Source organism: Colwellia sp. BRX10-9 (assembly GCF_014077405.1).
Taxonomy (GTDB): Bacteria; Pseudomonadota; Gammaproteobacteria; order Enterobacterales; family Alteromonadaceae; genus Colwellia_A.
Window position 1 is genome coordinate 34,998 of sequence record NZ_JACGVV010000026.1, and the last position, 25,384, is coordinate 60,381.

General features: G+C 37.6%; 26 protein-coding genes. 10 read left to right on the forward strand and 16 right to left on the reverse strand.

The window, feature by feature from the left end; genetic code table 11:
* Positions 1-9 precede the first annotated feature (9 nt).
* Positions 10-798 carry a prolipoprotein diacylglyceryl transferase gene (gene lgt / locus H4J69_RS14360; protein WP_070376208.1) on the reverse strand — a complete coding sequence of 263 codons (789 nt, stop codon included), beginning with the start codon at positions 796-798 and terminating at the stop codon, positions 10-12.
* 109 nt (positions 799-907) lie between these two features.
* On the opposite strand from lgt, the gene H4J69_RS14365 reads away from it, so the two are divergent.
* The 4 genes from H4J69_RS14365 (at position 908) to H4J69_RS14380 (ending at position 3,362) form a co-directional block, all read left to right on the forward strand.
* The gene (locus tag H4J69_RS14365) at positions 908-1,825 is read left to right on the forward strand and encodes an aldo/keto reductase family oxidoreductase (protein WP_182215408.1); all 918 of its coding nucleotides are present in this window, start codon (positions 908-910) and stop codon (positions 1,823-1,825) included.
* A 160-nt stretch (positions 1,826-1,985) separates the two neighbouring features.
* A complete protein-coding gene (locus H4J69_RS14370) occupies positions 1,986-2,567 on the forward strand; it encodes a DUF2975 domain-containing protein (protein ID WP_070376210.1) in 582 nt (193 codons plus the stop codon).
* Complete coding sequence (locus H4J69_RS14375) at positions 2,567-2,776, forward strand: helix-turn-helix transcriptional regulator (RefSeq protein WP_070376211.1); 210 nt, start codon at positions 2,567-2,569, stop codon at positions 2,774-2,776. Before H4J69_RS14370 ends, H4J69_RS14375 begins: the two co-directional genes overlap by 1 nt.
* A 13-nt stretch (positions 2,777-2,789) precedes the next feature.
* A complete protein-coding gene (locus H4J69_RS14380) occupies positions 2,790-3,362 on the forward strand; it encodes an outer membrane beta-barrel protein (protein ID WP_182244564.1) in 573 nt (190 codons plus the stop codon).
* A gap of 26 nt (positions 3,363-3,388) precedes the next feature.
* Here the strand turns inward: H4J69_RS14380 and H4J69_RS14385 are convergent, their stop codons facing one another.
* Positions 3,389-4,657 (reverse strand): MFS transporter, encoded by a 1,269-nt coding sequence (locus tag H4J69_RS14385; RefSeq protein ID WP_182244565.1) that lies wholly within the window; start codon positions 4,655-4,657, stop codon positions 3,389-3,391.
* A gap of 141 nt (positions 4,658-4,798) precedes the next feature.
* Between H4J69_RS14385 and recR the strand changes: the two genes are divergently transcribed.
* Positions 4,799-5,404: a recombination mediator RecR gene (gene recR / locus H4J69_RS14390; protein ID WP_070376214.1), complete on the forward strand. Its 606-nt coding sequence runs from the start codon at positions 4,799-4,801 to the stop codon at positions 5,402-5,404.
* A 178-nt stretch (positions 5,405-5,582) separates the two neighbouring features.
* Positions 5,583-7,544: a molecular chaperone HtpG gene (gene htpG, locus H4J69_RS14395; protein WP_070376215.1), complete on the forward strand. Its 1,962-nt coding sequence runs from the start codon at positions 5,583-5,585 to the stop codon at positions 7,542-7,544.
* A 65-nt stretch (positions 7,545-7,609) separates the two neighbouring features.
* On the opposite strand, the gene H4J69_RS14400 is transcribed toward htpG, so the two are convergent.
* The 3 genes from H4J69_RS14400 to H4J69_RS14410 all read right to left on the reverse strand — a co-directional run bounded on the left by H4J69_RS14400 (position 7,610) and on the right by H4J69_RS14410 (position 10,943).
* The gene (locus H4J69_RS14400) at positions 7,610-8,056 is read right to left on the reverse strand and encodes a DUF255 domain-containing protein (RefSeq protein WP_182244566.1); all 447 of its coding nucleotides are present in this window, start codon (positions 8,054-8,056) and stop codon (positions 7,610-7,612) included.
* A gap of 285 nt (positions 8,057-8,341) precedes the next feature.
* Positions 8,342-9,616 (reverse strand): ATP-binding protein, encoded by a 1,275-nt coding sequence (locus H4J69_RS14405; protein ID WP_182244567.1) that lies wholly within the window; start codon positions 9,614-9,616, stop codon positions 8,342-8,344.
* Positions 9,594-10,943 (reverse strand): hypothetical protein, encoded by a 1,350-nt coding sequence (locus H4J69_RS14410; protein WP_182244568.1) that lies wholly within the window; start codon positions 10,941-10,943, stop codon positions 9,594-9,596. Before H4J69_RS14410 ends, H4J69_RS14405 begins: the two co-directional genes overlap by 23 nt.
* Positions 10,944-11,631: 688 nt before the next feature.
* Between H4J69_RS14410 and adk the strand changes: the two genes are divergently transcribed.
* Both adk and H4J69_RS14420 read left to right on the forward strand, forming a co-directional pair.
* Entirely contained in the window at positions 11,632-12,276 is a 645-nt protein-coding gene (adk, locus tag H4J69_RS14415; RefSeq protein WP_070376218.1) for an adenylate kinase, read from the forward strand.
* A gap of 214 nt (positions 12,277-12,490) precedes the next feature.
* A complete protein-coding gene (locus tag H4J69_RS14420) occupies positions 12,491-12,892 on the forward strand; it encodes an MAPEG family protein (protein WP_182217508.1) in 402 nt (133 codons plus the stop codon).
* A gap of 110 nt (positions 12,893-13,002) precedes the next feature.
* Here H4J69_RS14420 and H4J69_RS14425 read toward each other — a convergent pair whose 3' ends face one another.
* The 11 genes from H4J69_RS14425 to hisG all read right to left on the reverse strand — a co-directional run bounded on the left by H4J69_RS14425 (position 13,003) and on the right by hisG (position 22,479).
* Positions 13,003-13,464, reverse strand: coding sequence for a GNAT family N-acetyltransferase (locus H4J69_RS14425; RefSeq protein WP_182244569.1), 462 nt, complete (start codon positions 13,462-13,464; stop codon positions 13,003-13,005).
* A 244-nt stretch (positions 13,465-13,708) separates the two neighbouring features.
* Complete coding sequence (locus tag H4J69_RS14430; RefSeq protein WP_182222471.1) at positions 13,709-14,005, reverse strand: hypothetical protein; 297 nt, start codon at positions 14,003-14,005, stop codon at positions 13,709-13,711.
* Positions 14,006-14,152: 147 nt separating this feature from the next.
* Positions 14,153-15,037: a hypothetical protein gene (locus tag H4J69_RS14435; RefSeq protein WP_182244570.1), complete on the reverse strand. Its 885-nt coding sequence runs from the start codon at positions 15,035-15,037 to the stop codon at positions 14,153-14,155.
* Between the two features lie 149 nt (positions 15,038-15,186).
* Entirely contained in the window at positions 15,187-15,807 is a 621-nt protein-coding gene (gene hisIE, locus H4J69_RS14440; RefSeq protein WP_182217514.1) for a bifunctional phosphoribosyl-AMP cyclohydrolase/phosphoribosyl-ATP diphosphatase HisIE, read from the reverse strand.
* Complete coding sequence (hisF, locus tag H4J69_RS14445; RefSeq protein WP_182217515.1) at positions 15,801-16,577, reverse strand: imidazole glycerol phosphate synthase subunit HisF; 777 nt, start codon at positions 16,575-16,577, stop codon at positions 15,801-15,803. Before hisF ends, hisIE begins: the two co-directional genes overlap by 7 nt.
* A 61-nt stretch (positions 16,578-16,638) precedes the next feature.
* Positions 16,639-17,376 (reverse strand): 1-(5-phosphoribosyl)-5-[(5-phosphoribosylamino)methylideneamino]imidazole-4-carboxamide isomerase, encoded by a 738-nt coding sequence (gene hisA / locus H4J69_RS14450; RefSeq protein ID WP_182204062.1) that lies wholly within the window; start codon positions 17,374-17,376, stop codon positions 16,639-16,641.
* Complete coding sequence (hisH, locus tag H4J69_RS14455; RefSeq protein WP_231907369.1) at positions 17,373-17,996, reverse strand: imidazole glycerol phosphate synthase subunit HisH; 624 nt, start codon at positions 17,994-17,996, stop codon at positions 17,373-17,375. Before hisH ends, hisA begins: the two co-directional genes overlap by 4 nt.
* Positions 17,996-19,078, reverse strand: coding sequence for a bifunctional histidinol-phosphatase/imidazoleglycerol-phosphate dehydratase HisB (gene hisB, locus H4J69_RS14460; RefSeq protein ID WP_182217517.1), 1,083 nt, complete (start codon positions 19,076-19,078; stop codon positions 17,996-17,998). The genes hisH and hisB overlap by 1 nt, the downstream gene beginning before the upstream one ends.
* A gap of 1 nt (position 19,079) precedes the next feature.
* The gene (hisC, locus tag H4J69_RS14465) at positions 19,080-20,186 is read right to left on the reverse strand and encodes a histidinol-phosphate transaminase (RefSeq protein WP_182222473.1); all 1,107 of its coding nucleotides are present in this window, start codon (positions 20,184-20,186) and stop codon (positions 19,080-19,082) included.
* A 2-nt stretch (positions 20,187-20,188) separates the two neighbouring features.
* Entirely contained in the window at positions 20,189-21,487 is a 1,299-nt protein-coding gene (hisD, locus tag H4J69_RS14470) for a histidinol dehydrogenase (RefSeq protein ID WP_182244571.1), read from the reverse strand.
* A 92-nt stretch (positions 21,488-21,579) separates the two neighbouring features.
* A complete protein-coding gene (gene hisG / locus H4J69_RS14475; protein ID WP_070376230.1) occupies positions 21,580-22,479 on the reverse strand; it encodes an ATP phosphoribosyltransferase in 900 nt (299 codons plus the stop codon).
* 494 nt (positions 22,480-22,973) lie between these two features.
* Here hisG and H4J69_RS14480 point away from each other — a divergent pair, with 494 nt between their 5' ends.
* Positions 22,974-23,330, forward strand: coding sequence for a hypothetical protein (locus H4J69_RS14480; RefSeq protein WP_182222474.1), 357 nt, complete (start codon positions 22,974-22,976; stop codon positions 23,328-23,330).
* A 97-nt stretch (positions 23,331-23,427) separates the two neighbouring features.
* The gene (locus H4J69_RS14485; RefSeq protein ID WP_182222475.1) at positions 23,428-25,356 is read left to right on the forward strand and encodes an ATP-dependent DNA helicase; all 1,929 of its coding nucleotides are present in this window, start codon (positions 23,428-23,430) and stop codon (positions 25,354-25,356) included.
* Positions 25,357-25,384: the final 28 nt, after the last annotated feature.

Here is a 25,384-nt window from a genome sequence, read left to right on the forward strand (position 1 = left end):
CTACTCAGCTTATTTTAGTTTGTTCTTGGCAGATAACGACCATATTAATAAAACGATACCAGCGATAAAAAATGGAATACTCAGCATTTGCCCGGTATTTAACGCCCAAATCGACTCATAAGCAGCTTGTTTAACTTTTACTGACTCAATTAAAAATCGAGCGGTGAAGGTTAATATTAAAAATAAGCCTAATAATGAACCCTTTGGCGTTTTATCTTTTGATTTTTTATAGATAAAGAAGAGAATAATAAAAATCAGTAAATACGCAATCGCTTCATAAAGTTGCGCAGGGTGGCGAGGTATATTATCAATACGCGCGAAAATAATAGCCCAAGGCGCATCACTGGCAACGCCTAATATTTCAGAGTTAACAAAGTTAGCTGAACGAACAAATACACCAAAGAGTGCGGTACAAATAGCTAATCGGTCGAGCAGCCATAAATAGTTTTCTTGATACTTTCTTGCGTATATACCTAATGCAATAATAAGTCCTAAACCGCCGCCATGGCTAGCAAGACCACCTTCCCAAATGGCCAGTATCTTTAAAGGATTAGCAAAGTAATATTGAGGATCGTAAAAGAAACAATGGCCTAAGCGAGCACCAATAATTATACCAAATACAGAATACATCAGTAAGTTGTCCAGAGCCTCTAGATTTTTGTGCTCTGTTTGATACACCCATTTCATCACCTGTAAACCCGATATGATAGCGGCAGCAAATAGCGCGCCATACCAATGAACGCTTAAAGGACCTATAGAAAGTAAAACTGGATCAATATCCCAAATAAAATGTTGCAATGAAAAAAACCTTATTTATACGTATGCAGTGATTGAGTTGTTGATGAACAACAACCATAAAGTCGCTATTATGTCAGTCAATTAGCGATAAAACGAGAGCAAAGTTGTAATGAAAAATTATAGTTTAGGTAAGAGCGAACTCCAGTCATCACGATTAATCTATGGTTGTATGCGAATTGCAGGTGATCAATCAGTTAATGATATCGATAAAGGCAAACGTGCGGTGCAGAGCGCGATTGATGCAGGCTACAATCATTTTGATCATGCTGACATTTATGGTGGAGGGGCAAGTGAACAATTATTTGGTGAATTGTTAAAGCAATTACCGCACTTACGAGAAAAGATGATCCTTACCTCCAAAGCAAGTATTCGTCCAAAAAACAATGAAAATACTTATGCGCCAACACGCTATGACTTTAGCAAAGCATATATTTTATCGAGTGTAGAAGGTTCTTTAAAGCGTTTGCATACCGAGCAACTCGATCTTTTCTTATTACATCGCCCTGATTATTTATTTGATATTAATGAAGTCGCCGAAACCTTTAAACAACTCAAAGACAGCGGTAAAGTTGCGCATTTTGGCGTAAGTAACTTTAAACCCTCACAAGTAGCGATGTTACAAAGTGCATTAGATTTACCGTTATTGGTGAATCAGATAGAAATTAATATTCATAATGTTGATGCGTTAAATGACGGCACTTTGGATCAATGTCAACAAGATAAACTATCGCCAATTGCCTGGTGCCCGTTAGGTGGTGTTGCCTACTCTGCATGGGGGAATACCTTTTCAGTTGAAGATGAACAACGTATCGCCGAGGAGTTAACTTCGCAAGCACAAGTGTATAACTGTCAACCTTGGCAAATTATTCTTGCTTGGTTACTAAAACACCCCGCGAAGATATTTCCTATTATTGGTTCGACCACACCAGAACGAATTATTGCTGCAAAAGTAGCACTAGAGCTTAATTATAGCCGTGAAGATTGGTATCGATTATTTGAAGCGAGAAATGGTCAAGCTGTTCCCTAGCGAGGAAGGTGAATCGATATTGAATCGTTTTTCTCGCTAACTAAAGTCAGCGGGTAATTATACAACAGTATTTATTTATCGTTTATCGGTAAAAATAGATTGATAAGCATGTTTTTTCTGCTACATTAGGCTTATTGAATAAATTTAGGTTATAAGTTTTATGTTAGCGCATCATAGGATCAGCAAAGTAAGTAAAATAGTTAGGGCACTCGTTGCGCTATTTGTTGTTATGCAAGTTTTCAGCTTTACATTTTTATTACTCTTTGGGGTTAATAATGAAGGCACCTTTGAGCTAACTGACAATTTTTCATTTATTTCTTCAGCGGCCAATATCGACTTTTCAGGTAGTTGGGAAAATTTAGCGTTAGCCTTAACCGATGAAGGTTTTAACGCTTTGCTTATACTAGGCAGTGCAGATTTGTTGCCAAGCCTTTTAATTTATTGGTCTTTGTTTAAGTTATTTGGTTTATATCAGCAGGGTTTAGTATTCACTGTCGCCAATATTCAATGCATTAAAAATATTGGTACTGTGCTATTAGCTTGGATTGCCTTAAAGCTTCTTTATCCGATAGTGGTGACCTTAGTATTACGATTTTCAGGAGCTTCTGATACGTTATCGTTATACATAAGCTTAGGCTCTGATGAGTTAAGATTTTTATTAATTGGTTTAGTGATATACGTGATAGCTTGGATAATGAGCGAAGCGACTAGCTTGCATCAAGAGCAGGAGTTAGTTATCTAGTGGCTATGATTATAGAACTGGACGTTATGCTAGCAAAACGTAAAATGAAATTAAACGATCTTGCTTTGTCAGTAGGCATAACGCCACAAAACTTATCTGTACTTAAAAGTGGTCGAGCAAAAGCGATACGGTTTTCAACGCTTGAAGCCATTTGCCAAACACTAGATTGTCAGCCAGGCGATATTTTACTTTATGAAAAAGATCAATAAACAAGGAATGAAGATGAACAAATCTATAGCGATAATGATTACCTGTGGAGCCTTAGTGAGTCACCTAGTAAGCTTTTCGGCAATAGCAACTGATGAGGAATCGTATGCTTTTGTTGGTTTTGGTCTAAGCCATTATGATAATTTAGCTAACTTAGCCTTAAGTGAGACTCAAATTGATCTTGTTCCTGAAGTTTATCTTGGTGTAGGTAAGCGTTATCAATTGAATGACGACTGGCAGCTAGCTACAGAGGTTTCAATTCATTATGCCAAAGCACATTTTAGTGGCTTAGCTGAAAATGTTGACGCCAATCATTTATCTAAAGAACGGAAAGTTTCTTCGGGTAATTATCAATCACTGGGATTATGGGCAACTTCTCGTTTTAACTATGTTAGCTTAAGTGATAATGTCTCACCATTTATTGAACTAGCCCTTGGCGCGGTGCAAACGAACCAGAGTGCACTTTTTGGTGAAGAAAAAAATCAGCAGATTGCTTATAAAGCAATCGCTGGTCTAGAGTTTGAGGTAGCTGACAAAATGACTTTTTCTATTGGCGTTGGTCTTTCAGACAACGATGACCACCTGTAAATAAGTTGATACTATTATTGGTATCGCTAAGATTTAGCTGCCTTGTTGGTGGCTTTTTTTCTGTCTTTAATATAGTAAAACCAAGTTACGGCAAAGAGTATGGCAATAAAGGGCATACTCGTAAGAACTACTGTATGCCAACCTGCTTTAAATAAAACCCAACCAGCGAGTAACGATGCAGTTGCTTGTAAACCAAAAATAATAAAGTCATTAATTGCTTGTACTTTGTGTCGTTCACTCGGCTTATAACTTTGCGGCAGTAAGGTTGTACCAGTCAAAAACAAAAAATTCCAACCTATGCCTAATAAAATCAGTGCCCACCAATAGTGCATAACCTGCTCGCCAGAAAGTGCCACAACAGCGACTAACGCATAAATCACTGTGCCAATTAACATTAAGCTTTTCAAGCCGATTCTTTTTACTAACCAAGCGGTAAAAAGTGAAGGGATAAACATCGCGGCAATATGGCTTTGAATTACCCATTTTGTCTCGTGTAAGCTATGACCGCTCATCTGGTGCATGCTCAAGGGGGTTGCTGTCATTAAGTAACTCATTAAGGCAAAACCAATGGCCGCTGATAATATTGCAATAATAAAAATAGGTTGTTTGATAATTTCACTCAATGGGCGAGTGTCGCCCACTTGTTGATGAGATTCAATCTGGGTGTTTTTAAAATTCAGCATAATAATCATCGCACAAACGATTAATCCGGCTAACACTAAAAATGAGCCAGCATATCCATAGGGAGATGCTAACCAATCTTTCGCGACTACGGCTATTTCAGGGCCTAGAAAAGCGGAAAAAATGCCACTTAGCATTAAAATCGACAACACGGTTGGAATATCTTTACCGTCCTTAATACTCTCAATTGCTGCAAAACGTAATTGCTGGATAAATGAGGTACTAATACCAAAGAGTAAACCAGCAAAGACAAAGAGTTCAAAGTTAGCAATAAGTGCAGAGACCATTGCCGTTAAGGTCGCAACTAAACCAACACTATAACCGGTAAAAATCGCAAAGCGGCGACCTTTATTTTTTGCCAACATAGCCGCAGGAATAGCACCACAGGCTACCCCTAAAATCATCACGGTAACGGGGAGGGTCGCTAAAGAAGGATCACTTGCCATACGGGTCGACAATATACCGCCAATAAAAACAATCACCGGTGATGCCGCCATAACAAGGGGTTGGGCAATAAAAAGCAGCCAAATGTTTTTAGGTAAAGTGAAATATCGTGATAAGAAAAAAGCGCTGACAATGAGTAAGGCTAAGGTAATAAAAATATTGGATAACATAGCGATTCGTTTTGATAATTATTCTTGGACTATCATAGCGTATTATTTTTAGTGACGAGAGAATAATTTATCTTGGTTTTTATGCTTCAACTGATAAACTGCCTGCGTTGAAAATTAGCTAAACATTGTTTTAAGGTTGTTATGAAATTTAGTCCACTGGTTCAAGAATTAATCAATTCACTTAAATGTTTACCGGGTGTTGGCGCTAAATCGGCGCAGCGTATGGCGTTTCATTTACTTGAACGTAATCGTATTGGCGGCGCTAAGCTTGCGGGTACATTAAAAGTGGCGATGGAAAATATTGGTCATTGTTCACAATGCCGAAATTTTACTGAAGATGATACCTGTGAAATTTGCCAAAGTGCTAAGCGGCTTATAAACCAGCAGCTCTGTATTGTTGAAAGTCCAGGTGATGTTATTGCTATAGAACAAACCGGGGAATTTCAAGGACGTTATTTTATTTTAATGGGGCACTTATCGCCGCTAGATGGTATTGGACCGGATGATCTTGGCTTAGATATATTAGAGAAACAGCTGGCGACAGATCAGTTTAAGGAAATTATTTTAGCAACCAATCCAACGGTTGAAGGAGAAGCTACCGCACATTTTATTGCCGAACTGGCTAAAAAGTATCAAGTGGTTATTTCTCGAATTGCCCATGGTGTGCCTGTTGGTGGTGAACTTGAATATGTTGACGGTAACACCTTATCTCATGCTTTATCAGGACGTAAGAGCTATTCATTCTAATCTTGAGTAAATTTATGCTTTGAACACATATTCAAAGCATATTTTTAAATTTATTTTACCTAAGAAACATCACATTCCCTTGAAATAATTTCTCTTAGCCCCACATGTTATCTATCAACGTGAGCATCATATTTGCATGTTCTCTTTTAAACACCGATAAATGTAGGATATATTTCAAATGTCAGAAACAGGCCAAAAAGAAAATCATCAGTTTGCAACTGATAACGCTAAATTACTTAAATTAATGATCCATTCACTTTACTCAAACAAAGAAATCTTCTTACGTGAGTTAGTGTCAAATGCGGCCGATGCTGCTGACAAACTTCGCTTTAACGCACTATCAAATGCTGATCTATACGAAGGTGATGGTGATTTACGCGTACGTGTTAGTTGCGATAAAGAAAATAATACGCTTACCATTTCTGATAATGGTATTGGTATGACGCATGATCAAATTATTGATCATTTAGGTACTATCGCTAAATCAGGTACGGCTGAGTTTTTCTCGCAACTTTCTGGCGATCAAGCTTCAGACTCACAACTTATTGGTCAATTTGGTGTTGGTTTTTATTCAGCATTTATCGTTGCAGACTCAGTAACTGTGCGTTCTCGCGCTGCTGGTGTTGATGCATCCGAAGGTGTTGAATGGACAAGTGCTGGCGAAGGTGAATTCACCACAGCTAAAATTTCAAAGACTAATCGTGGTACCGATATTATTCTTCACTTAAAAGAAGAAGAGCAAGAATACGCTGACGATTGGCGTTTAAAATCAATAGTCACTAAGTACTCAGATCATATTTCTGTTTCTGTTGAAATGCTAACACCAGCAGTTCCTGGTGTTGAAGCCGTTGCTGAAGTTAAAGATGACGAAGACAATGTTACTGTTCCAGCTGCTGAAGCCGTTGCTGAAGTACCTGCCAAATGGGAACCTGTCAATAAAGCCACTGCATTGTGGACTCGTGAAAAATCAGAAGTTTCTGATGACGAATATAAAGAATTCTACAAGCATGTATCACATGACTTTGGCGACCCACTTGTCTGGGAGCACAATAAAGTAGAAGGTAAAACTGAATATACATCATTACTTTATATTCCAAGCAAAGCGCCATTTGACATGCATAACCGTGAAAAACAACATGGTTTAAAGCTATTTGTTCAACGCGTATTTATAATGGACGACGCTGAACAGTTTATGCCTACGTATTTACGTTTTGTAAAAGGTTTATTAGATTCAAATGATTTACCATTAAACGTTTCTCGTGAAATTTTACAAGATAACAAAATTACCCAAGCGATCCGTAAAGGCTGTACTAAACGCGTACTTAAAATGCTTGAAAAACTAGGTAAAAAAGACAAAGAGCAATACCAGTCATTTTGGAACGAGTTTGGTCAAGTATTGAAAGAAGGCCCAGCAGAAGATCAAGGTAATAAAGAGCAAGTTGCAAACTTATTACGCTTTGCCTCAACAGAGCATGATACTGCGGTTCAAAGTGTTTCAATTCCTGAATACGTAGAACGTATGAAAGAAGGACAAGAAAAGATTTACTATGTTGTTGCAGACAGCTTTGAAGCGGCTAAAAACAGCCCACATTTAGAAGTTTTCCGTAAAAAGGGCATTGAAGTATTATTAATGTCTGACCGTATCGATGAATGGTTAGTGAGCCACTTAACAGAAGTTGATGGCAAGCAATTACAATCGGTCACGCGTGGTGGTTTAGACCTAGGTGATATGGAAGATGAAGAGTCAAAACAAGCACAAGAAAAACTTGAGCAAGAGTTCGATTCTGTTGTTACCCGTATTAAAACATCATTAGCTGGTAAAGTGAAAGATGTTAAATTGTCGCAACGTTTAACTGATTCTCCAGCTTGTATCGTTGCCGATGAGCACGACATGAGCAGCCAAATGATGAAGCTTATGCAATCAGTTGGACAAGAAGTACCTGACGCATTACCTATCTTCGAAATCAATGCAGAGCATGAGTTAGTAAAACATGTTGCTAATGAAACTGATGATGAAAAATTCAATCAGTGGACGCAAGTATTGTTTGAACAGGCGATGTTAGCTGAGCGTGGTAGCTTAAAAGACCCAGCAAGTTTTGTTGCACGTTTAAACAAATTAATGTTGAGCCTTACTAAGTAAGCTTTTAATATTTCTTAGTGTACAGATTAAAAAAAAGGAGCTTCGGCTCCTTTTTTATATCTAATTCAGTCTATTTTATTTGTGGCTTTATTTAACAGTGTTTGTAGTTGCTCAACACTTTTATAACCATGACTCAAGGAATATTGGTCACCGCGAACGATCATCACCGCTGGAAATCCTCTAAAAGTAAGCTGCTCACCTTTGTTATCTTTAAGATCGTCAAAAACAAAACTTGAAAGCATAAAGTTGATAGTTTCTCTAACAGGAATAAACTGCTCATTCAATATTTTAGCTAGAGCGGGATCTGTAAAAACATCTTTTTCCATTGCTGCACAGGTTGTACAAAAGCGCATTTTAGCAAAGACAAAAATTGGTTTTGTTGAGTCCATTGCACGCGCGTCTTGATAACTATGCCATTCAACTTGAGTGGTATATAAAGTTGATGAAATACCCGCATAGAGGCTAGGTATTAAAATAATGGCGGCAATTATTGCTATAAAAAATTTATTCATGGGCTTTTCGATAATATAATTGAACAAGTACCCACTAGACCCACTATCTAAGTATATGCTTTCATTTGAGTTCATTAATTTAAAGCTGAACGTTAATACTCAACGCAATATCAAGATGAACGCTAGCAGAGCCTGTTATTTTGACCTATAACAATTATCTTATCTCACCATAAAATTGGCATTATCGTATCGGTTATTTGCAGCCTAAAGGCATTAAAAGTTAACTAAGCATGTAGTAACCATAAGTTACTTCTCTCTATAGGTAATGGCGTTAATTTTTAAAGTTCAGTTATCAATATCACTGGCTTTATTGGCCTGGGCACTTGTTAAAAACTTTTGCAAGAGTGTATAAATTTCCTGAACGTCAATGGGCTTGCCTAAACAATCATCAAATCCTGCTTGTCGGTACTTTTTAATATCGTGGGCCATAACATTCGCCGTTAAGGCAATAATTGGGATATTTGGATTGCTTTTTTTTATCGCCTTACACGCTTCAACGCCATCCATATTTGGCATTTGAATATCCATAAAAATTAAATCAGGTATTAGTTTGCCGATTTCTGCTATTGCCTCTATGCCATCATTTGCAATACGAATGTTTGCTTTAGTCGGGCGTATAACAGCATTAAATACTTTTTGATTTATTTTGTTGTCTTCTGCCAATAGAATATCGAATCCCTGTGCCTGTGGGGCTTGCGTTTTTTTCAATGCTAACTTGCTATGACTTTTCAACGTAGTTTTCTTTAATGGCAATACCACACTAAAAATAGAGCCAACATTTTCTTCACTAATGACGTTAATGTCACCCCCCATCAAGTTTGTTAATTGCTTGGCAATAGACAGACCTAGACCCGTACCACCATAATTTCTTGTTGTGGAAGTATCTGCTTGTTCATAACGGATAAAAAGTTTTTTAATTTGAGCGGGTGATAATCCAATTCCCGTGTCTTTGACTTCGAAAACCACTTTCTCATCTTTCTCCATAAGCGTTATGCTAACTTCACCTTTAGGGGGAAATTTAAGCGCATTAGAAATTAAATTTACAATAATTTGTCTTAACCTTATCGGGTCCGTTAACCAGTAAGTACAAAGATCTTCTTCTATAGTAAAAATTAAGGTAATACCTTGTTGCTCTGCTAAAAAAGACAGTTCTAAAATAATAGATTTGAACAGTTCACCAATGTTGGTTGGCAGCGATTCTAAGCTAATATTGTTTGATTGGATTTTAGATAAATCTAAAATATCATTAATAAAAATATCATTAATAATTGTAATAAGATTTTTAGAGGAAATAATGCCGATATCAACTAATTCTTTTGATGAGTCAGATAGAACTTCTTGTTTTAATACTTGTAATGAGCCTAAAACACCATTCATTGGTGTGCGGATCTCGTGACTCATGTTTGATAAAAATTCGCTTTTAGCTTGATTCGCCTTTTCAGCTTTCATCGTTGCTTTTTCCGCATCTATCTTAGCTTCTATTGCCAATGATTTTGCCTCACGCAAACCGACCTCAGCTTTAACTCTTGTTTCTACTTCATGTTTTAGTTTTAAATACATTTTGTATTGAAAGATAACTAAGATAAAAATAATAAATAATAAATAATACCGTCGCCAATGTGATACTGGCTTGTTCAGACTTCAATAACAGTTGCTCGACAACTATTCTGCTTTTTTGTTCTTCATCAATGACTTTCTTGAGGGTATTTCTAACATCAATAATATTATTTTGCTGGTTGGTTTTTATTGTTAAGTATTTTTTCCACCAAAATTTATCTTGCAAAGCTTTTGGCTTGCTATAATCCTTACTGTTAAAGGCGAGTATTGATTCAATTTCTATAAATTCATCAGGGGTAGCTAAGTCGGGTTGAGCATCAAAGTAGTGCTTTGCTACATCGAAATAATACCGTGACATTTGCTCGTTTTGTTCAGTTGCATAATAAAATGACAAGACAGTATTTAACCAAGCCTGCCAAAATTCATCATCAGTGGTAACTGATTTGATATAGCTTATTGTTTCAGTAGGAACATTTTCTTTAAGCCGGGCTTTATTATCTAAGTAGGCTAATAAAAGTAGCACTTTACTGCTTTCATCTGTTTCTTCTTTGGCGAGTTTTAGTAACTCATTAGCCACACGATTGGCAATAATAATTTCGTTAACACCGGTTAAATGCCATTGTAAATTGTATAGAAAAGACGCTTTATTAATAACGTAATTATGTTTGTTTGATGAGCGTAATAACCGCAGAGTTAAATTAACATATTCATTTGCATCTTTAGAAATAGCAGAGAGTGCCCAAAGCATGGCAAATTCTTCGAAAGAATAATTTGATTGTCCGATTATTTTTTGCAGGCTATTACGCAGTATCTGATTTTCTAAAATAGGAAAATCTTCTCTAATAGCTGTCATGGCTAAGGCTATATCATAATGAATTTTTGCGCGCTTGCTTATTAATGTTGGGTAAAGTGTACTTAATTTTTTATGTGCGACGTCGGATGAGTCTTGTAAGTTTACTTCTCCAACGATTAAATAAATAGCGGCAATATTTTTCGCACTTTTATTTTTAATCTGCACGGCTAAAATACTGAGACGTTGACTACAAATTTTTACCTCACTGTATTGATCGGCAAACATGCTATAAACACAAGATTGAATCAATAAGTTTATTTTTTGGTTATCGTCATCAATAGTGGCCAGGCGTGGCAATAGTTTTTCTTGAAAATAGTCTGTTGAATATTGTTGTTGGTTTAACAAACTTATTATTTCATCAACATCTTCACCCACTATGTCTTGTGCAAGAACAGAAGTTATCGTTAATAAATTCGCGACAAGGCAAAATATAATAATAAAAAAAGAGTTTCTACAACATCTATGCATCTGATTCATTGCTGCTTTCCATAAGGCTGATCGCGGAACTACTTATTATTACCACATAAATTTATATAGTTAATACTGTAAACAAGCAATAGGGGTAACCACCTAGAAGCGGTTATTAAAAGTATGCTTAACGCTTTATTTTATATATAAAATATATTGAGTGTGAATAAATTAATTTTTTACACTCAACCACAATGACTCATCAGTAGGTGACAACGCAAGCCTTACCTTTACTGATCCTAATAAAGATAAGGCACTGAGTGCTTAATTGTTTTTTTGGCTGCTCTAAGCTACATGATTAACGTATTGCGTATCTATGGAAATCTCACAGTAGAAAAGGGTCATTTAAATTTACTTATTACCCAAGTGCTTGGAGATTATATTTTTATCGCAAGTTTTTTCTTTATAGTAAGTAAGACTCATTAGTCCTTATTTGCTTGTCTCTTTGTTGATTATAATTTTGGGTATTATCTTTAAATGCCTTATATCACCACGATAACCCCATAGACTTTAGTATAAAAAATAGCTTTTTAGTGCCTTTTTTGATGATAGAGCGGTAATGCTACTTGTCTGACTACAATTGAACTTGTATAGTGTTGCACAATCGAAAAAATACTCATTTGGCTGTTATATTCGAGACGTTTTGACACCAGTACAACAGCCTAATTAGTATATTAAACATATAAGGCAATATTTTATGCGCATTATTTTATTAGGTGCTCCGGGCGCTGGCAAAGGCACTCAAGCACAATTCCTAATGGCTAAATTTGGTATTCCACAAATTTCTACGGGTGACATGTTACGTGCTGCTATTAAAGCAGGTACTGACCTGGGTAATAAAGCTAAAGCAGTGATGGATGCTGGACAATTAGTTTCTGATGATCTGATTATTGGTTTAGTCAAAGAACGTATTGCACAAGATGATTGTAAAGCAGGTTTTTTGCTTGATGGTTTTCCTCGTACAATTCCACAAGCAGATGCGATGAAAGATAACGGCGTTTCAGTTGACAGTGTCGTTGAATTTGATGTTCCTGATGAAGTCATTGTTGATCGCATGAGTGGTCGTCGTGTTCATGCCGGTTCTGGTCGTGTTTATCATTTAGTTTATAATCCGCCTAAAGTTGAAGGTAAAGATGACGATACCGGTGAAGACTTGTCTATTCGTCCTGATGATGAAGAAGCCACAGTCCGCAAACGCCTGGGCATTTACCATGAGCAAACTAAACCATTAGTGGCTTACTATCAAGATGAAGCAAAAGCGGGTGCATGTTCGTATTTAACGATTGACGGCACTAAGCCTGTAGAAGAAGTCAGTGCTTTACTTGCTAACGAATTAAATTAATTCGGTTGATTTTATAAGCCCTTTATTAACAAGTAGCTAATAACGAGCTTATAAATACCTAACAAAAAATTCGCTTCGGCGAATTTTTTTGTTTTTATTGGCTGTGAAAAATAGACAGGGTAATTTTTCTTAAAATAATAGCCTTTTAGGCTATCAAAATTAATTTTAAAACGTAAACTATATTCCCTCATCTATAAATATAAGAAGAAATTTCATGGTAGTAAGTTTATCGATAACAGGCCTCTACACGAGTTTGTTGGCGCTTTTATTTGTTGGTTTAGCCATCAATATTATTCGCCTACGTTTACAGTTTAAAGCCGGTATTGGTGACGGTGGTCATCAACCCCTTGCCAAAGCAATTCGTGTACATGGTAACTTTGCTGAGTATATTCCTATGGCGTTAATAATGTTGGGTATTTATGAGGTTAACGGGGCGAGCCCGATAGTACTGCACGCCTTAGGTGCGATATTATTTATTGGCCGTATTCTGCACGCCGTAGGACTTTCAAAAACTACTGGGGTTTCTAAGCAGCGTCAAATAGGTATGTTATCACTATTCCTTGTTATGCTTATTCTAGCCGTTGAAAATATCCGCTTATTTATTACTGCAGTTTAGCGAGTACTACACTCTTTTGAACTAATACATAACATAACTCAAATAAGCATGCATACTGCAATGCTTATTTGAGCGCTACGCTTGTAATAACGGTTTAAACACCTGCTTATTTATTGAACAACTTTTAACATAGCGATGTGCGGAATATCATCTTCAAGATACATAGCAGAAACACGTTCAAAACCGTGATTGCCATAAAAGCTTTCAAGGTGCTCTTGGGCTGATATTTTAATTTGTTGATCTGGAAAATATTGCTGACAAACGGTTAACGCCTCAGCCATTAACTGGTGACCTAAACCTGTCCCTCTCGCATGACTGGCAACAATAACTCTGCCAATAGCAATATAGTCGCGGTAACTTTGGCCTTTTGCTAAAATACGCAAGTAACCAGCAATCTTACCCTCTAGGTAACAAAAGAGGTGAACCGTATCCTCGTGCCGGTCAATATCATCAATATCAGCATAAAAACAAGTTTGCTCAACCACAAAAACATCAATACGAAGCTTTAATATTTCATACAGTTCATCGATATTGAGCGCTTTAAAATGCTTCACTTGCCAAGCTACTTTCATTAAACCTTACCTATTGTGATTATCAGGAAACAGTTTATTTTTTCATGATTTATCTACTAGGTAAAGTTAATAACACCCATTTTATTAATTAGCAGGGTTACTTTATTAGCAAAGCCAATGCTCAAGATAAGCTTACTGGCTTTAATAGTGAGATATTATAAATATTAAATATCTAACGCATTAATAGCTAGTTTCATCAGTAGACGTCCTCAGATAATGAGTCATATTGGTATAATACCTAGATTTAGTGGTGAAGTACCTGTAAGTAGCCATGATAACTTTTACTGATTAAATAATTTGAAATTTCTTGTCGATATTCATTAACATCTATGTGAGGGAACTCGATATACATCGTTTCTTTTAAAGAAATCTCATCAAGAAAGAGTATGTAACCTAAAGGTAAGTAGGTGGGGGAGAAGTTATTTTTAAAAATTGTTATGCGAATTTCAGCTGCGGTATAGTATTCTTTGCACCCAAAATCACGTTCTAGTGTTGGCAATAATTTTGTGCCATAACTTTTTATTGACCAGTATTTAAACATTGCTATTCCTTAGCTGTTTTTAACATCCATTTTCTGCTGGAAAAATATACGCTCTTCTCTGTAAATGTCAATGAAAATAATGAATTACTGAATTTTTTATGATGTTTAATAAGGGCTGTAGGACATAATATGCAGATAGTACAAAGATTAGTTTAGGTTTAATATTTTGACTTTATCAGGGCTTAAAAAAAAACCGGCTTGTGTAAAAGCTTGTACAATTCTATGCTGACTTCGTAATTTCTTTAACCCGATATTAATGGCTTTAAATGCGGTTTTTCCGTGAGGGTGTTTTGTACTAATAACAAAGTGGCGACTGTCTTTGAGCTCTATAGCAACACCTTTTACCGGCACTAAATGAATTTTATCCATTGTAAAGGATTGATCGGGTGTCGAATTAAAAGGCATTAATAAGAAGTCTATCCAACCTAGGTTTACCATGCGAGCTTGGCTTAGCCACTCATCTTCGTGGATCAGCTCTTTTAAATACAATAACTTTAACGTTTGCCAGTCAGTACGCCATTTTGGCGTAGAAACGGCAGTAAATTTTTGCAGGTCATCGAGTTCTGTTATAGCTAAAACAGCATTATTACTTGGGCTGGTGTATATACCTGCAATGTATTCGCCTTGTCGGATAACTGCATCAGAAGTATAAACACTGTCATTAAGTGCTTTGGCATCAGCAAGCCAATAAGAGTCAAAACTAATGAGTAAGCGTCCTGATGCCAACATCTTAGTATTTCTAAAGTTAATTTTACCTGTTGCATATTTGAAGCTGTGTTCAAAACCACCTATTTTTAAAGCTTGCTGGGCGATAATCATATCGACAACATCGCGGCGGATATTTTTTCCTGAAAAATTTTTAATTGTATGCACATCCTGACCATTTAAGAAGGTCATATAATCTTGGTAAACATCATCACGAATGAAGATTAAGATATCTTCTGCTTTTGTAAGGGGACTAAATAATGAACTCTGTATAAAGAGCAAGGGTATAAGAACAGTGATTAATTTTGTAAATATTTTTAATATCATGAGTGTTAAATAACTCTATGTCGGGGCGTATAAAAATCTTTTTCTAAATTATTTATCCTTAGACGTAAAATTGAGTATAGCCGCTTAATTAAAGAAAGATAGCTGTTGATAAAGTGTCTTATAAACAACTATCTTAAAGTTAACTCAGCTTACTTGTTATGTCGTTTTTGTAGTACCGCCATCACCTCAGATACTTCAATGTTTTTATCTTGAAGTAAGACGAGTGTGTGGTAAAACAAATCAGCACATTCACCGAGTAAGTCTTCTTTGGTTTCAGCAACCGCAGCAAGTGCAACCTCAACGCCTTCTTCGCCAACTTTCTGTGCTATTTTAGTGGTGCCTCGCGAAAATAAGTGCGCAGTATAACTGCTTTCAGGATCGCAACCTTTTCGACTAGCAATCACTTGCTCTAATTCGCTAAGGAAGTTTTGCTGAGTTAATTTTTGTTCTGGAAAGCATGACTCAGTTCCTAAATGACAGCTTGGTCCAATAGGTCGACAAGCAATTAACAAACTATCGTTATCACAATCGGTTAGAACCTGGCTAACATTGAGAAAGTTTCCTGATGTCTCACCTTTCACCCAAAGTGCTTGTTTTGAACGACTAAAAAAAGTCGCTTTACCCGTTGTTAATGTTGCTTTGAGGGATGCTTCATTCATATAACCTTGCATTAAAACGGCACCCGTATCTTGATGCTGAATAATTGCAGGTATTAAGCTTTCCATTTTAGCCCAAGCTAATTCATTAATGTTCTCTAGGGTAACTAGCATAATCTTATCTCTATATTTTGATTCTTCAATGTTTGTTTTAATTGGTTTATTTCAATGATACCTTTATGGAAAACACTTGCAGCAAGTGCGCCATCTACATCGGCTTGTTTGAAAACGTCAGCGAAATGCGATATTTCACCCGCACCGCCTGATGCTATTAAAGGAACATTACACACCGCACGTGCTTTTTGTAATTGCGCAATATCATATCCTTGGCGAACACCATCTTGATTCATACAATTTAAAACGATTTCACCTGCACCACGTTGCTGAACTTCTTTGATCCAATCAAAGGTTGTCCACTTGGTTTGTTGGGTACGACTTTCATCTCCAGTAAATTGATAAACTTGATACAACCCCGTTTCTTTATCATAAAAACTGTCAATGCCGACAACAATACATTGCTGACCAAAAACGTCAGCCAAACGAGAAATCAAATTAGGGTCACGCAAAGCAGGGGAGTTAACTGATATTTTATCCGCGCCCATCATTAAGATTTCTTTTGCGTCTTGCTCTGTTTTTATACCACCAGCAACACAAAAAGGAATATCGATGACTTCAGCAATACGGCTAACCCAGCTTTTATCAACCACTCTATTATCTGAGCTGGCGGTAATATCATAAAAAACTAATTCATCAGCACCTGCGGCTGCGTATTTTTGGGCGAGTGGTACAATATCACCAATAATTTCATGGTTTCTAAATTGGACTCCTTTAACAACTTTGCCATCACGTACATCGAGACAAGGTATAATTCTTTTTGCTAACATAAAACTTCAACCTTTGTACTTTGCTTAGACAATAAAAAACTCACGGTTTCAAGCCCATAACTTAAGCGTTTGGCCAGCATGCAATCGCCTCCTCAAGTGTGAATTTACCTTCAAGTAACGAACGACCTAAAATAACACCGCTGACACCAGTTGGAATTAAAGCCTTAATATCGTCAAGGCTGCCAATACCCCCTGAAGCTTGCCATTGGATGTCAGGATATTTTGCACAAACCTCGCGATACAAGTCTACATTGGTGCCTGTTAACGTACCGTCTTTACTGATATCAGTACAAAGTACGTGTTTGATGCCAGCGTTTTGGTATTGAGCAAGTAGGTCTTCTAAATTAACGCCACTGTCCTCAATCCAACCGTGTGTAGGGAGTGTTTTATTGCCAGCAGCATCAATTTTAATATCTAGTGCTAAGACAATTTTTTCACATCCATAGGTTTTTAACCACTGAGTCACAAGTTCAGGTTGTTTAATCGCTAAACTCCCAATGACTACACGGTCTGCACCTAATGCCAATAGCTGTTTAACATCGTCTTCACAACGAATTCCACCACCGACTTGAATCGTCATCGTTGGATGTTTGACTACGGTCTTTAAGGTTTCAAGTTGGCGCTTTGTTGAGTCTTTAGCACCGTCTAAATCAACGAAGTGCATTACGGTTGCCCCTGACTTAGCATAGGCTTGTTGGCGCTCTTGCACTGTGTATTGGTAATTAGTTTTTTGGCTGTAATCACCTTGAAATAATCGTACAACTTGGCCATCGATTAAATCAATTGCTGGGATCATCATAGGGCTAACTCCAAAAAATTCTTAATGATTTTACTACCTAATTTACTTGAACGCTCGGGATGGAACTGGCAGCCAATGAAGTTATCTTTGGCAATCACCGCGGAGAAGCTAGAGCCATATTGACAAGTTGCTAAGGTGTATTCACTTATTGGCGCGGCAAAGCTATGAACAAAGTAAAAGTAGTCACCTATATTTATGCCTTTAAATACCGGGTGATCGCCAACAGATGTTAATGTGTTCCAGCCCATATGCGGTAATCTATTATTTTCAGCATTGAGCGGTATAATATCGGTATGAATAATACCTAAACAGTCAACTTTTTTGCCATCGCTACTTTCTACTGACGAGTCACACATTAACTGCATACCTAAACAAAAGCCCAACACGGGTTGAGTTAAGTTTTGCAAGGTTTCAACCAGTCCTTTCGCGCGAATGTTTGCCATAGCATGTTTTGCTGTGCCAACACCTGGCAGTATCACTTTGTCGGCATTTTTAATAAGAGTAATATCGTCAGTGATGGTCACTTGAAAGCCTAAACGTTCTACAGCAAACTTAACCGAAGAAAGATTGGCACAACCAGTATCAACAATAACGTTCATCATTGCTTTTTCAACAGACATCACAGGGTACCTTTTGTGCTAGGTAGCACATCACCACTTACCGTAATGGCTTGACGTAATGCTCGACCAAACACTTTAAATAAACTCTCTACTTGGTGATGGCAATTACCTTCGGTTGTTGAAAGGTGCAGGGTAATAGCCATAGAGTCAGCAAGTGAACGGAAAAAGTGTGAAACCATTTGCGTCGACATATTGCCTACTCGGTTATCAGTAAAATCAGCATCAAATTCAAGCCACGGACGACCCGATAAATCGATAGAACATTCAGCCCGACATTCATCCATCGGCAGAACAAAGCCAAAACGACCGATACCACGTTTGTCGCCCAATGCTTTCCTTAGTGCTTGACCAAGTGCCAGAGCGGTATCTTCAACGCTGTGGTGCTCATCAATGTGGTAATCACCATCGACACTGACCTCCAATGAAAAACCACCATGGGCAGCAATTTGCTCAAGCATGTGATCGAAGAAGCCTAATCCGGTGTTAATTTTTACTGTACCGACTTTATCTAAATTCACCGCAACGTTAATATTGGTTTCTTTAGTGGTACGAACAACTTTAGCTTCACGTTCTTGTTGGTTCAATAATTGTGCTGAAATTGCCAACCAATTTAAGCTTTCTTTGTTATATTTTATACCGCGAATACCCATGTTAGCAGCAAGTTGTATATCGGTATCACGATCGCCAATCACAAAAGAGTTTTCGAAGTTTACTTTTCCTTGCTGTAAGTAATCACTTACTAAGCCAAGTTTAGGCTTACGACAACTGCAATTTTCATTGTCAAAATGCGGACAAAGTAATACATCGTCAAATATAACGCCTTGTGAGGAAAAAATATCCATCATCTTGTTATGAGGTAAATCAAAGTCGGCTTGTGGATAACTAGTCGTTCCTAAGCCATCTTGGTTTGACACCATAACTAAGCGGAAACCCTTTTTTTGTAGTGCTAATAACACTGGAATAACGTCAGGCTCAAAAACCAATTTTTCAAGTGTATCTACTTGCTTATCAGAAACAGGTTCTTCAATTAAAGTGCCATCTCTGTCGATAAATAGTATGTTTTGTTTTTTTGTATTGAGCATTTTATATCTCTTTTACTGCATTAATAATCGTTTGTTTTAGGAGCGATAATTCACGTTCGCTACCTATGCTAATACGTAAACAATCGGCTAATTGTTGTTGCGCAGATTGGTCGCGAATTAAAATACCTTGTTGTTTTAGGCAATCGAAAATAAAGTTTTTAGTGTCAGTATCTACGGCGCGAAATAAAATAAAGTTTGCATCACTGTTAAAAACTTTAGCACACCAGTCTTGGTCTTTCAGCCAATCAAATAATTGGCGACGTAAAATCACCGTTTCTTGAACACGGATACTTACTTGTTCAAGCGCTAATTTTGCTAATGCTTTACTGGCAATGTCTGCTACTGGTGCAGAGATAGGGTAAGGGGCGATAACCTTACTCAGCATAGTAATAATATCAGCATTAGCTAAAGTAAAGCCACAGCGTAAACCCGCTAAGGCAAATGCTTTTGATAACGTTCTAAGAATCACTAATTGCGGGTAATCTTTTAACCAGCTTGCGGTACTATTTTCAGGACTAAATTCAATATAAGCTTCATCAACAACAACAATTGCGCTATCACCAAACATCTCAAGTACGGTTCGAATTGAATCTGTGGTTAATACATTACCCGTTGGGTTACCTGGTGAGCATAAAAAAACAACTTTAACTTTACCCACTTGAGCTTTTATAGCCTCAATATTAAGTTGGTTATCAACTAGCGGTACGCGCATTATATTTGCGCCGTGATTCTCTGCGCTAATCGCATACATACCATATGTTGGTGGACAAATTAAAATACTGTCTTGATAGGCTTTACAAAAGGTACGTATGATAAGTTCAATACCTTCATCAGCACCGCGTGTAGCAAGAATATTAGCAGGGGACAATCCGGCATATTCACTATAAGCATTGATTAAGTTGTCAGGTTGAAAATCAGGGTAGCGGTTAATGCAATTGCTATCTATAGCATATATCCCTGGACCTGATGCTTCATTGGCATTAAGCCAAATTTTATTACTATTCGCAGACGATGTGTCACTTCCACTTGCATAAAGTCGCCTTGCTGATTGGTATGGCACCATATCAACAAGTTCCTCACGGGCAAGTTTATCAGCTATTGTTGACATGATTATTCCTCTAACCTGATGGTTACTGCTCGTTTGTGGCCGTCTAGTCCTTCGGCATCGGTGAGCTCAGTGATACATTCGGCAATATTTAATAAGCCTTGTTTAGTGATCTCTTGCACAGTAAATCGTCGAGAAAAATCGGCCAATGATAAACTAGAAATTACTTTAGAATAACCATAAGTGGGTAAAACATGATTTGTACCACTGGCGTAATCGCCTGCGGACTCTGGCGTGTACTCACCAACAAATATTGAACCTGCGTTGCGTAAGGTTTTTAATAGCTCTTGAGCATTATCGGTTTGAATAATTAAATGTTCAGGAGCATAAATATTTGAAACCTCAACCGCTTGCGACAAACTTTTTACTAAAATCAAACGACTTTGTGTAAGCGCTTGTTCTGCTATCTCTCGACGAGAAAGTACCGCGACTTGTTTGAGTAATTCATTTTGAACGTTAGTAATTAATTCGGCACTGTCAGATAATAAGATAACTTGGCTATCTGGTCCGTGTTCAGCTTGAGAAAGCAAGTCAGCTGCGACAAAGTTTGCTTTTGCATTGGCATCGGCAATAATTAACACTTCAGAAGGACCCGCTGGCATATCAATGGCAAAACCATTCACTTGTTGAGCAAGTTGCTTTTTGGCTTCGGTAACGTATTTATTACCTGGCCCAAATATTTTATTGACCGGTTTTATTGTTTCTGTGCCAAAAGCCATTGCTGCACAACCATGCGCGCCACCGACTGTGTAAATTTCATCAATTTCACATAATTTTGCGGCCACTAGAATTTCGTCAGCAAGGTTACCATTGATATCGGGAGGGCAAACTAAAATAGTACGCGGACATTGGGCTAACTGTGAAGGTACACCAAGCATTAGTACCGTCGATGGCAAAGGTGCAGAGCCTGCCGGAATATATAAACCAACACTTTCGATTGCTTCAGTTTTTAAGGTACAACGAACGCCTGGGGATGTTTCTACAGTAATGTCGTCACATATTTGTGCTTGGTGAAAGCGCCTGATCTGACCATAAGCCGTTTCAATGGCTTTTAATCTTTTAGTCGACAATGCTGCTCTGGCTGCGGTTATTTGTTCATCAGTAACGGTTAATGTGGTTAGTTTTACACCATCAAATTTTTCCGTTAATTCATAAAGCGCTTTGTCACCATTTCGTTTCACGTTATTTAATATGTTTTCAACTTGCTGTGAAAGTAAACCACTCTCACTTATCGCGGGTCGAGCAAGTGCTGTTTGTTGCTCTCTTTTTGATAATGCTTGCCAATCGATCATTTTATTTATCATTACTTTTAACCTTAATACTTTACTTACCGTGAAAGGTACCCTAGATTTTTGGGATCACAGCCGTGGCGATGCAATCCCAAAGATGACGCGCATTAGCCCATCATTTTTTCAATTGGCATAACTAATATAGAGTTACAACCGAGTGCATTGAGTTTTTCCATTGTTTCCCAAAAAAACGTTTCGGTAGCAACAACATGAACAGCAACTAAATCATCGCGACCCGCTAAAGGTAAGATTGTTGGCGTTTCTTTACCAGGCATTAAGGCACTTACTTCGGCAATTTTATCTTTTGGCGCATGCAACATAATGTATTTGCTTTCTTTTGCTTTCATAACACCTTGGATGCGTGGCAATAAGGTATCAAGAATACTTTGTTTTTCGCTACACAAAGTACTCGCTGTTTGAATAAGCGATGCTTTAGATTTAAAAATCTCTTCTACTTCAACTAAACCATTGGCTTCTAGTGTAGCGCCGGTTGAAACTAAATCACAAATACCGTCAGATAAACCTACTCGCGGAGCAACTTCAACAGAGCCTTTTAATAAACAAAAATCAACATTGATGCCTTTTTCTTTAGCATAACGATTGAGTAGTTGAGGATAAGTCGTTGCAAAACGTAAGCCGTCTAAACTTTTGACGCCCTGATAATCAAAGCCTTCAGGCATCGCAATAGATAATCGACAACCACCAAAATTAAGCTGTGAAGTTCGAATGTATTGAGACTTTTGCCCCATCAATTCACGTTCTAATGCCGCTTCTTCTAGGGTGTTGTCACCAACAATACCTAAGTCACAAACCCCGTCCATCACTAAGCCTGGGATATCTGAGCTACGTACGCGCATTATATCGATAGGCATATTAGCAACATGTGCTAACAAACGTCGATCAGTAACATTGAGTGTTAAACCACAACGTTTGAGTAAGGCTTGAGTGTCGTCACTTAAACGACCTGATTTTTGCATAGCGATGCGTAAGCGAGTTTCTGTAGTCATGTTTGTATTTCCTTTAATAAAGCGTTGGCCAAAATTCTAGTACGTGTATATACAATTTCAAGGCCTATAAAATGCGAAAAACCCCCGAGAGAGATAGACTCTTTCGGGGGTTAAATCTGAGTTATACAACTCGCCGAAAGGTCACAGCCCCTCAGCGAATAAACCTGAGCAGCTAATCGATATGGTGATGATGGCGATGTAATGTGCTTAGGTTAATATTCATATTGTACTCATAGTTTGTTTTGTTATTTAACGAGTAAGTGTCATTCACTTTACACGTTAAATGGGTTAAATAATCTGACGAAAAATTTATTCCGTGACGATTATTCTCTCATGGCTTTTACAGTACTGATTATTTTTATAATGAGCAAGTAATAAATAAACACTTCTTATAAAATAATCGCATAAGGTAATAAAGAATTGTCTAAAATAGTCGATACTTAAGTAAAATAGCCGATACTTAAGTTAAGAATTTAATAAAGGACCTATAACTGATGGATATTTTTACCACCGTATTAACACGTGTTGTATCGGTGCCGATTAAACCTGAACGTCTGCGTGTGAAACCACTGACTAAAGAAGCTGCAATTAACGAGCTGACCGATGATTTGGATCATCTTGAAAATCATGAGCATTACGTTGTTTTAGCTAAAAAAGATTCTGATCAAAAAGAACATCAGCAAAATAAAAAGAAGCATCAATCAACGTCTGCTGTGATTGCCGATACTATTGTGGATAACACCCATGATGACACCGATAACGTGATCACTCATAAAGATGAACTGACTCACCCTAAGAAAAATCATGATGAACCCGATGAAGATATCACTCATTTGGATATTTTTGTTTAAGTTTTTTACTGGGCAACTCGCTCATTAATCGAATGTATATTTCTCTCTGGCTTTTTATTCTTTATACTGGTGGCAATATTTATCAGTAGTATTTTCTATGACCCTAGTTGAACAAGCATTTTCACCCTCAGGTATTCTCGCTAAAGTACTTAACGGCTATTCTCCTAGGCAGGCGCAAATTGATATGGCGATAGATGTTGAACGCGCCATCTCACAAAAGAGTTGCTTAATTGTAGAAGCGGGCACAGGAACAGGAAAAACCTTTGCTTACTTGATCCCATCTTTACTCTCTGAAAAAAAAGTCATTATTTCTACCGGCACTAAAAACTTACAAGAACAGTTGTTTCATAAAGATATACCGCTTATTCGTAATGCTATGGCAACGAATACGCAGATTGCTCTATTAAAAGGGCGGGCCAATTATCTGTGTATATATCGCCTTGAACTTTATGTAAAAGAGCGTGGTCAGCTAGATGCGGCAATGTTGACAGATTTTGTCAAAATTCGTACCTGGGCAACGTCGACTCGCAGTGGTGATATTGGCGAAATAGTCGATGTCGCTGAAGATTCTGGCATTTTTCCTTTTGTTACCAGTACCACAGATAATTGCTTGGCAAAAGATTGTCCTAACTTTGACGACTGTTACTTAGTGCAAGCTCGAAAAAAAGCGATTGATGCGGATGTTTTGGTTGTTAACCATCATTTGTTTTTTGCTGATATGGCCTTAAAAGACACTGGATTTGGTGAACTTATTCCCAAAGCAGATGTGGTGATTTTTGACGAAGCCCATCAAATACCTGATATCGCCAGTGAATACTTTGGTGACGCTTTTTCTACTAAGCAAATTCTCGATTTATGTTCTGATGTTATTCAAATATACAAAACAACCTTAACCGATGTGAAACAATTAGGCAGAGCTGCAGAGAAGTGCCAAAAAGCGGCGCAAGAATTTCGTTTACTCTTTTTTTATGATCCTGAACGCGGCAACTGGCGAGAAAAATATGCCCAGCCAAGGTTTCAACAGGCCTTTGCTGCACTAAAAACAGATTTAGACTTTCTCTATCAAGTGATCAAGTTATGCATTTCTCGTAATGAAGCCATTGATAATTGCTACGATCGTGCCGTGGACATACTCGCGAAATACGACATTATGGCAAACGTTGATATCGATGGTATGAGCTTTTGGTATGAAACAACACGGCGGCATGTGGTCTTACATTTAACACCATTGAGTGTCGCCGACAAATTCAGTGATTATATTGCTAAGTCTGAAGCGGGTTGGGTTTTTACCTCAGCTACGTTGGCGGTGAATGGTGGCTTTGATCACTTTTCTCAGCAATTAGGTTTAAATATAGCGAAAACGAAAGCAGCGACCTTACTTGTTGATAGCCCGTTTGATTATCAATCGCAGTCACAGCTAATTGTACCGCGCTATTTACCTGCTGCTCAGCACCATAGTCGAGCACTAGCACTCGCTGAATTAGCGATACCGTTAATAACAGCAAGTAAAGGAGCTTGCTTTTTATTATTCACTAGCTATCGGATGTTAAACCAAGTTGCAGATATTTTAGCGGAAAAGATTGAATCACCCTTATTAGTGCAAGGGCGAATGAGTAAAGGACTTTTGTTAGCCGCTTTTATTGACAACCCACAAGCGATTTTATTAGCAACCGCCAGTTTTTGGGAAGGAGTTGATGTTAGAGGTGACAAATTAACTTGTGTCATTATAGATAAACTTCCTTTCGCTTCACCCGATGACCCGATGTTGCAGGCGCGCTGTGAAGATGTTCGACGGCGCGGAGGTGATCCTTTTGCTGAAATCCAATTACCACAAGCTGTTATTGCATTAAAACAAGGCGTTGGTCGTTTAATTCGAGATGTTACCGACCAAGGTGTCATGGTAATATGTGATGATAGATTAGTGAATCGTCCTTATGGCGAAGTTTTTTTAAAAAGTTTACCTATGATGAAGCGCAGTCGAGATATTGAGCAAGCGAGTGAATTTCTTACTTCACTATCAGAGTAATAGTTAATTTAAATAGTAATAATGATAA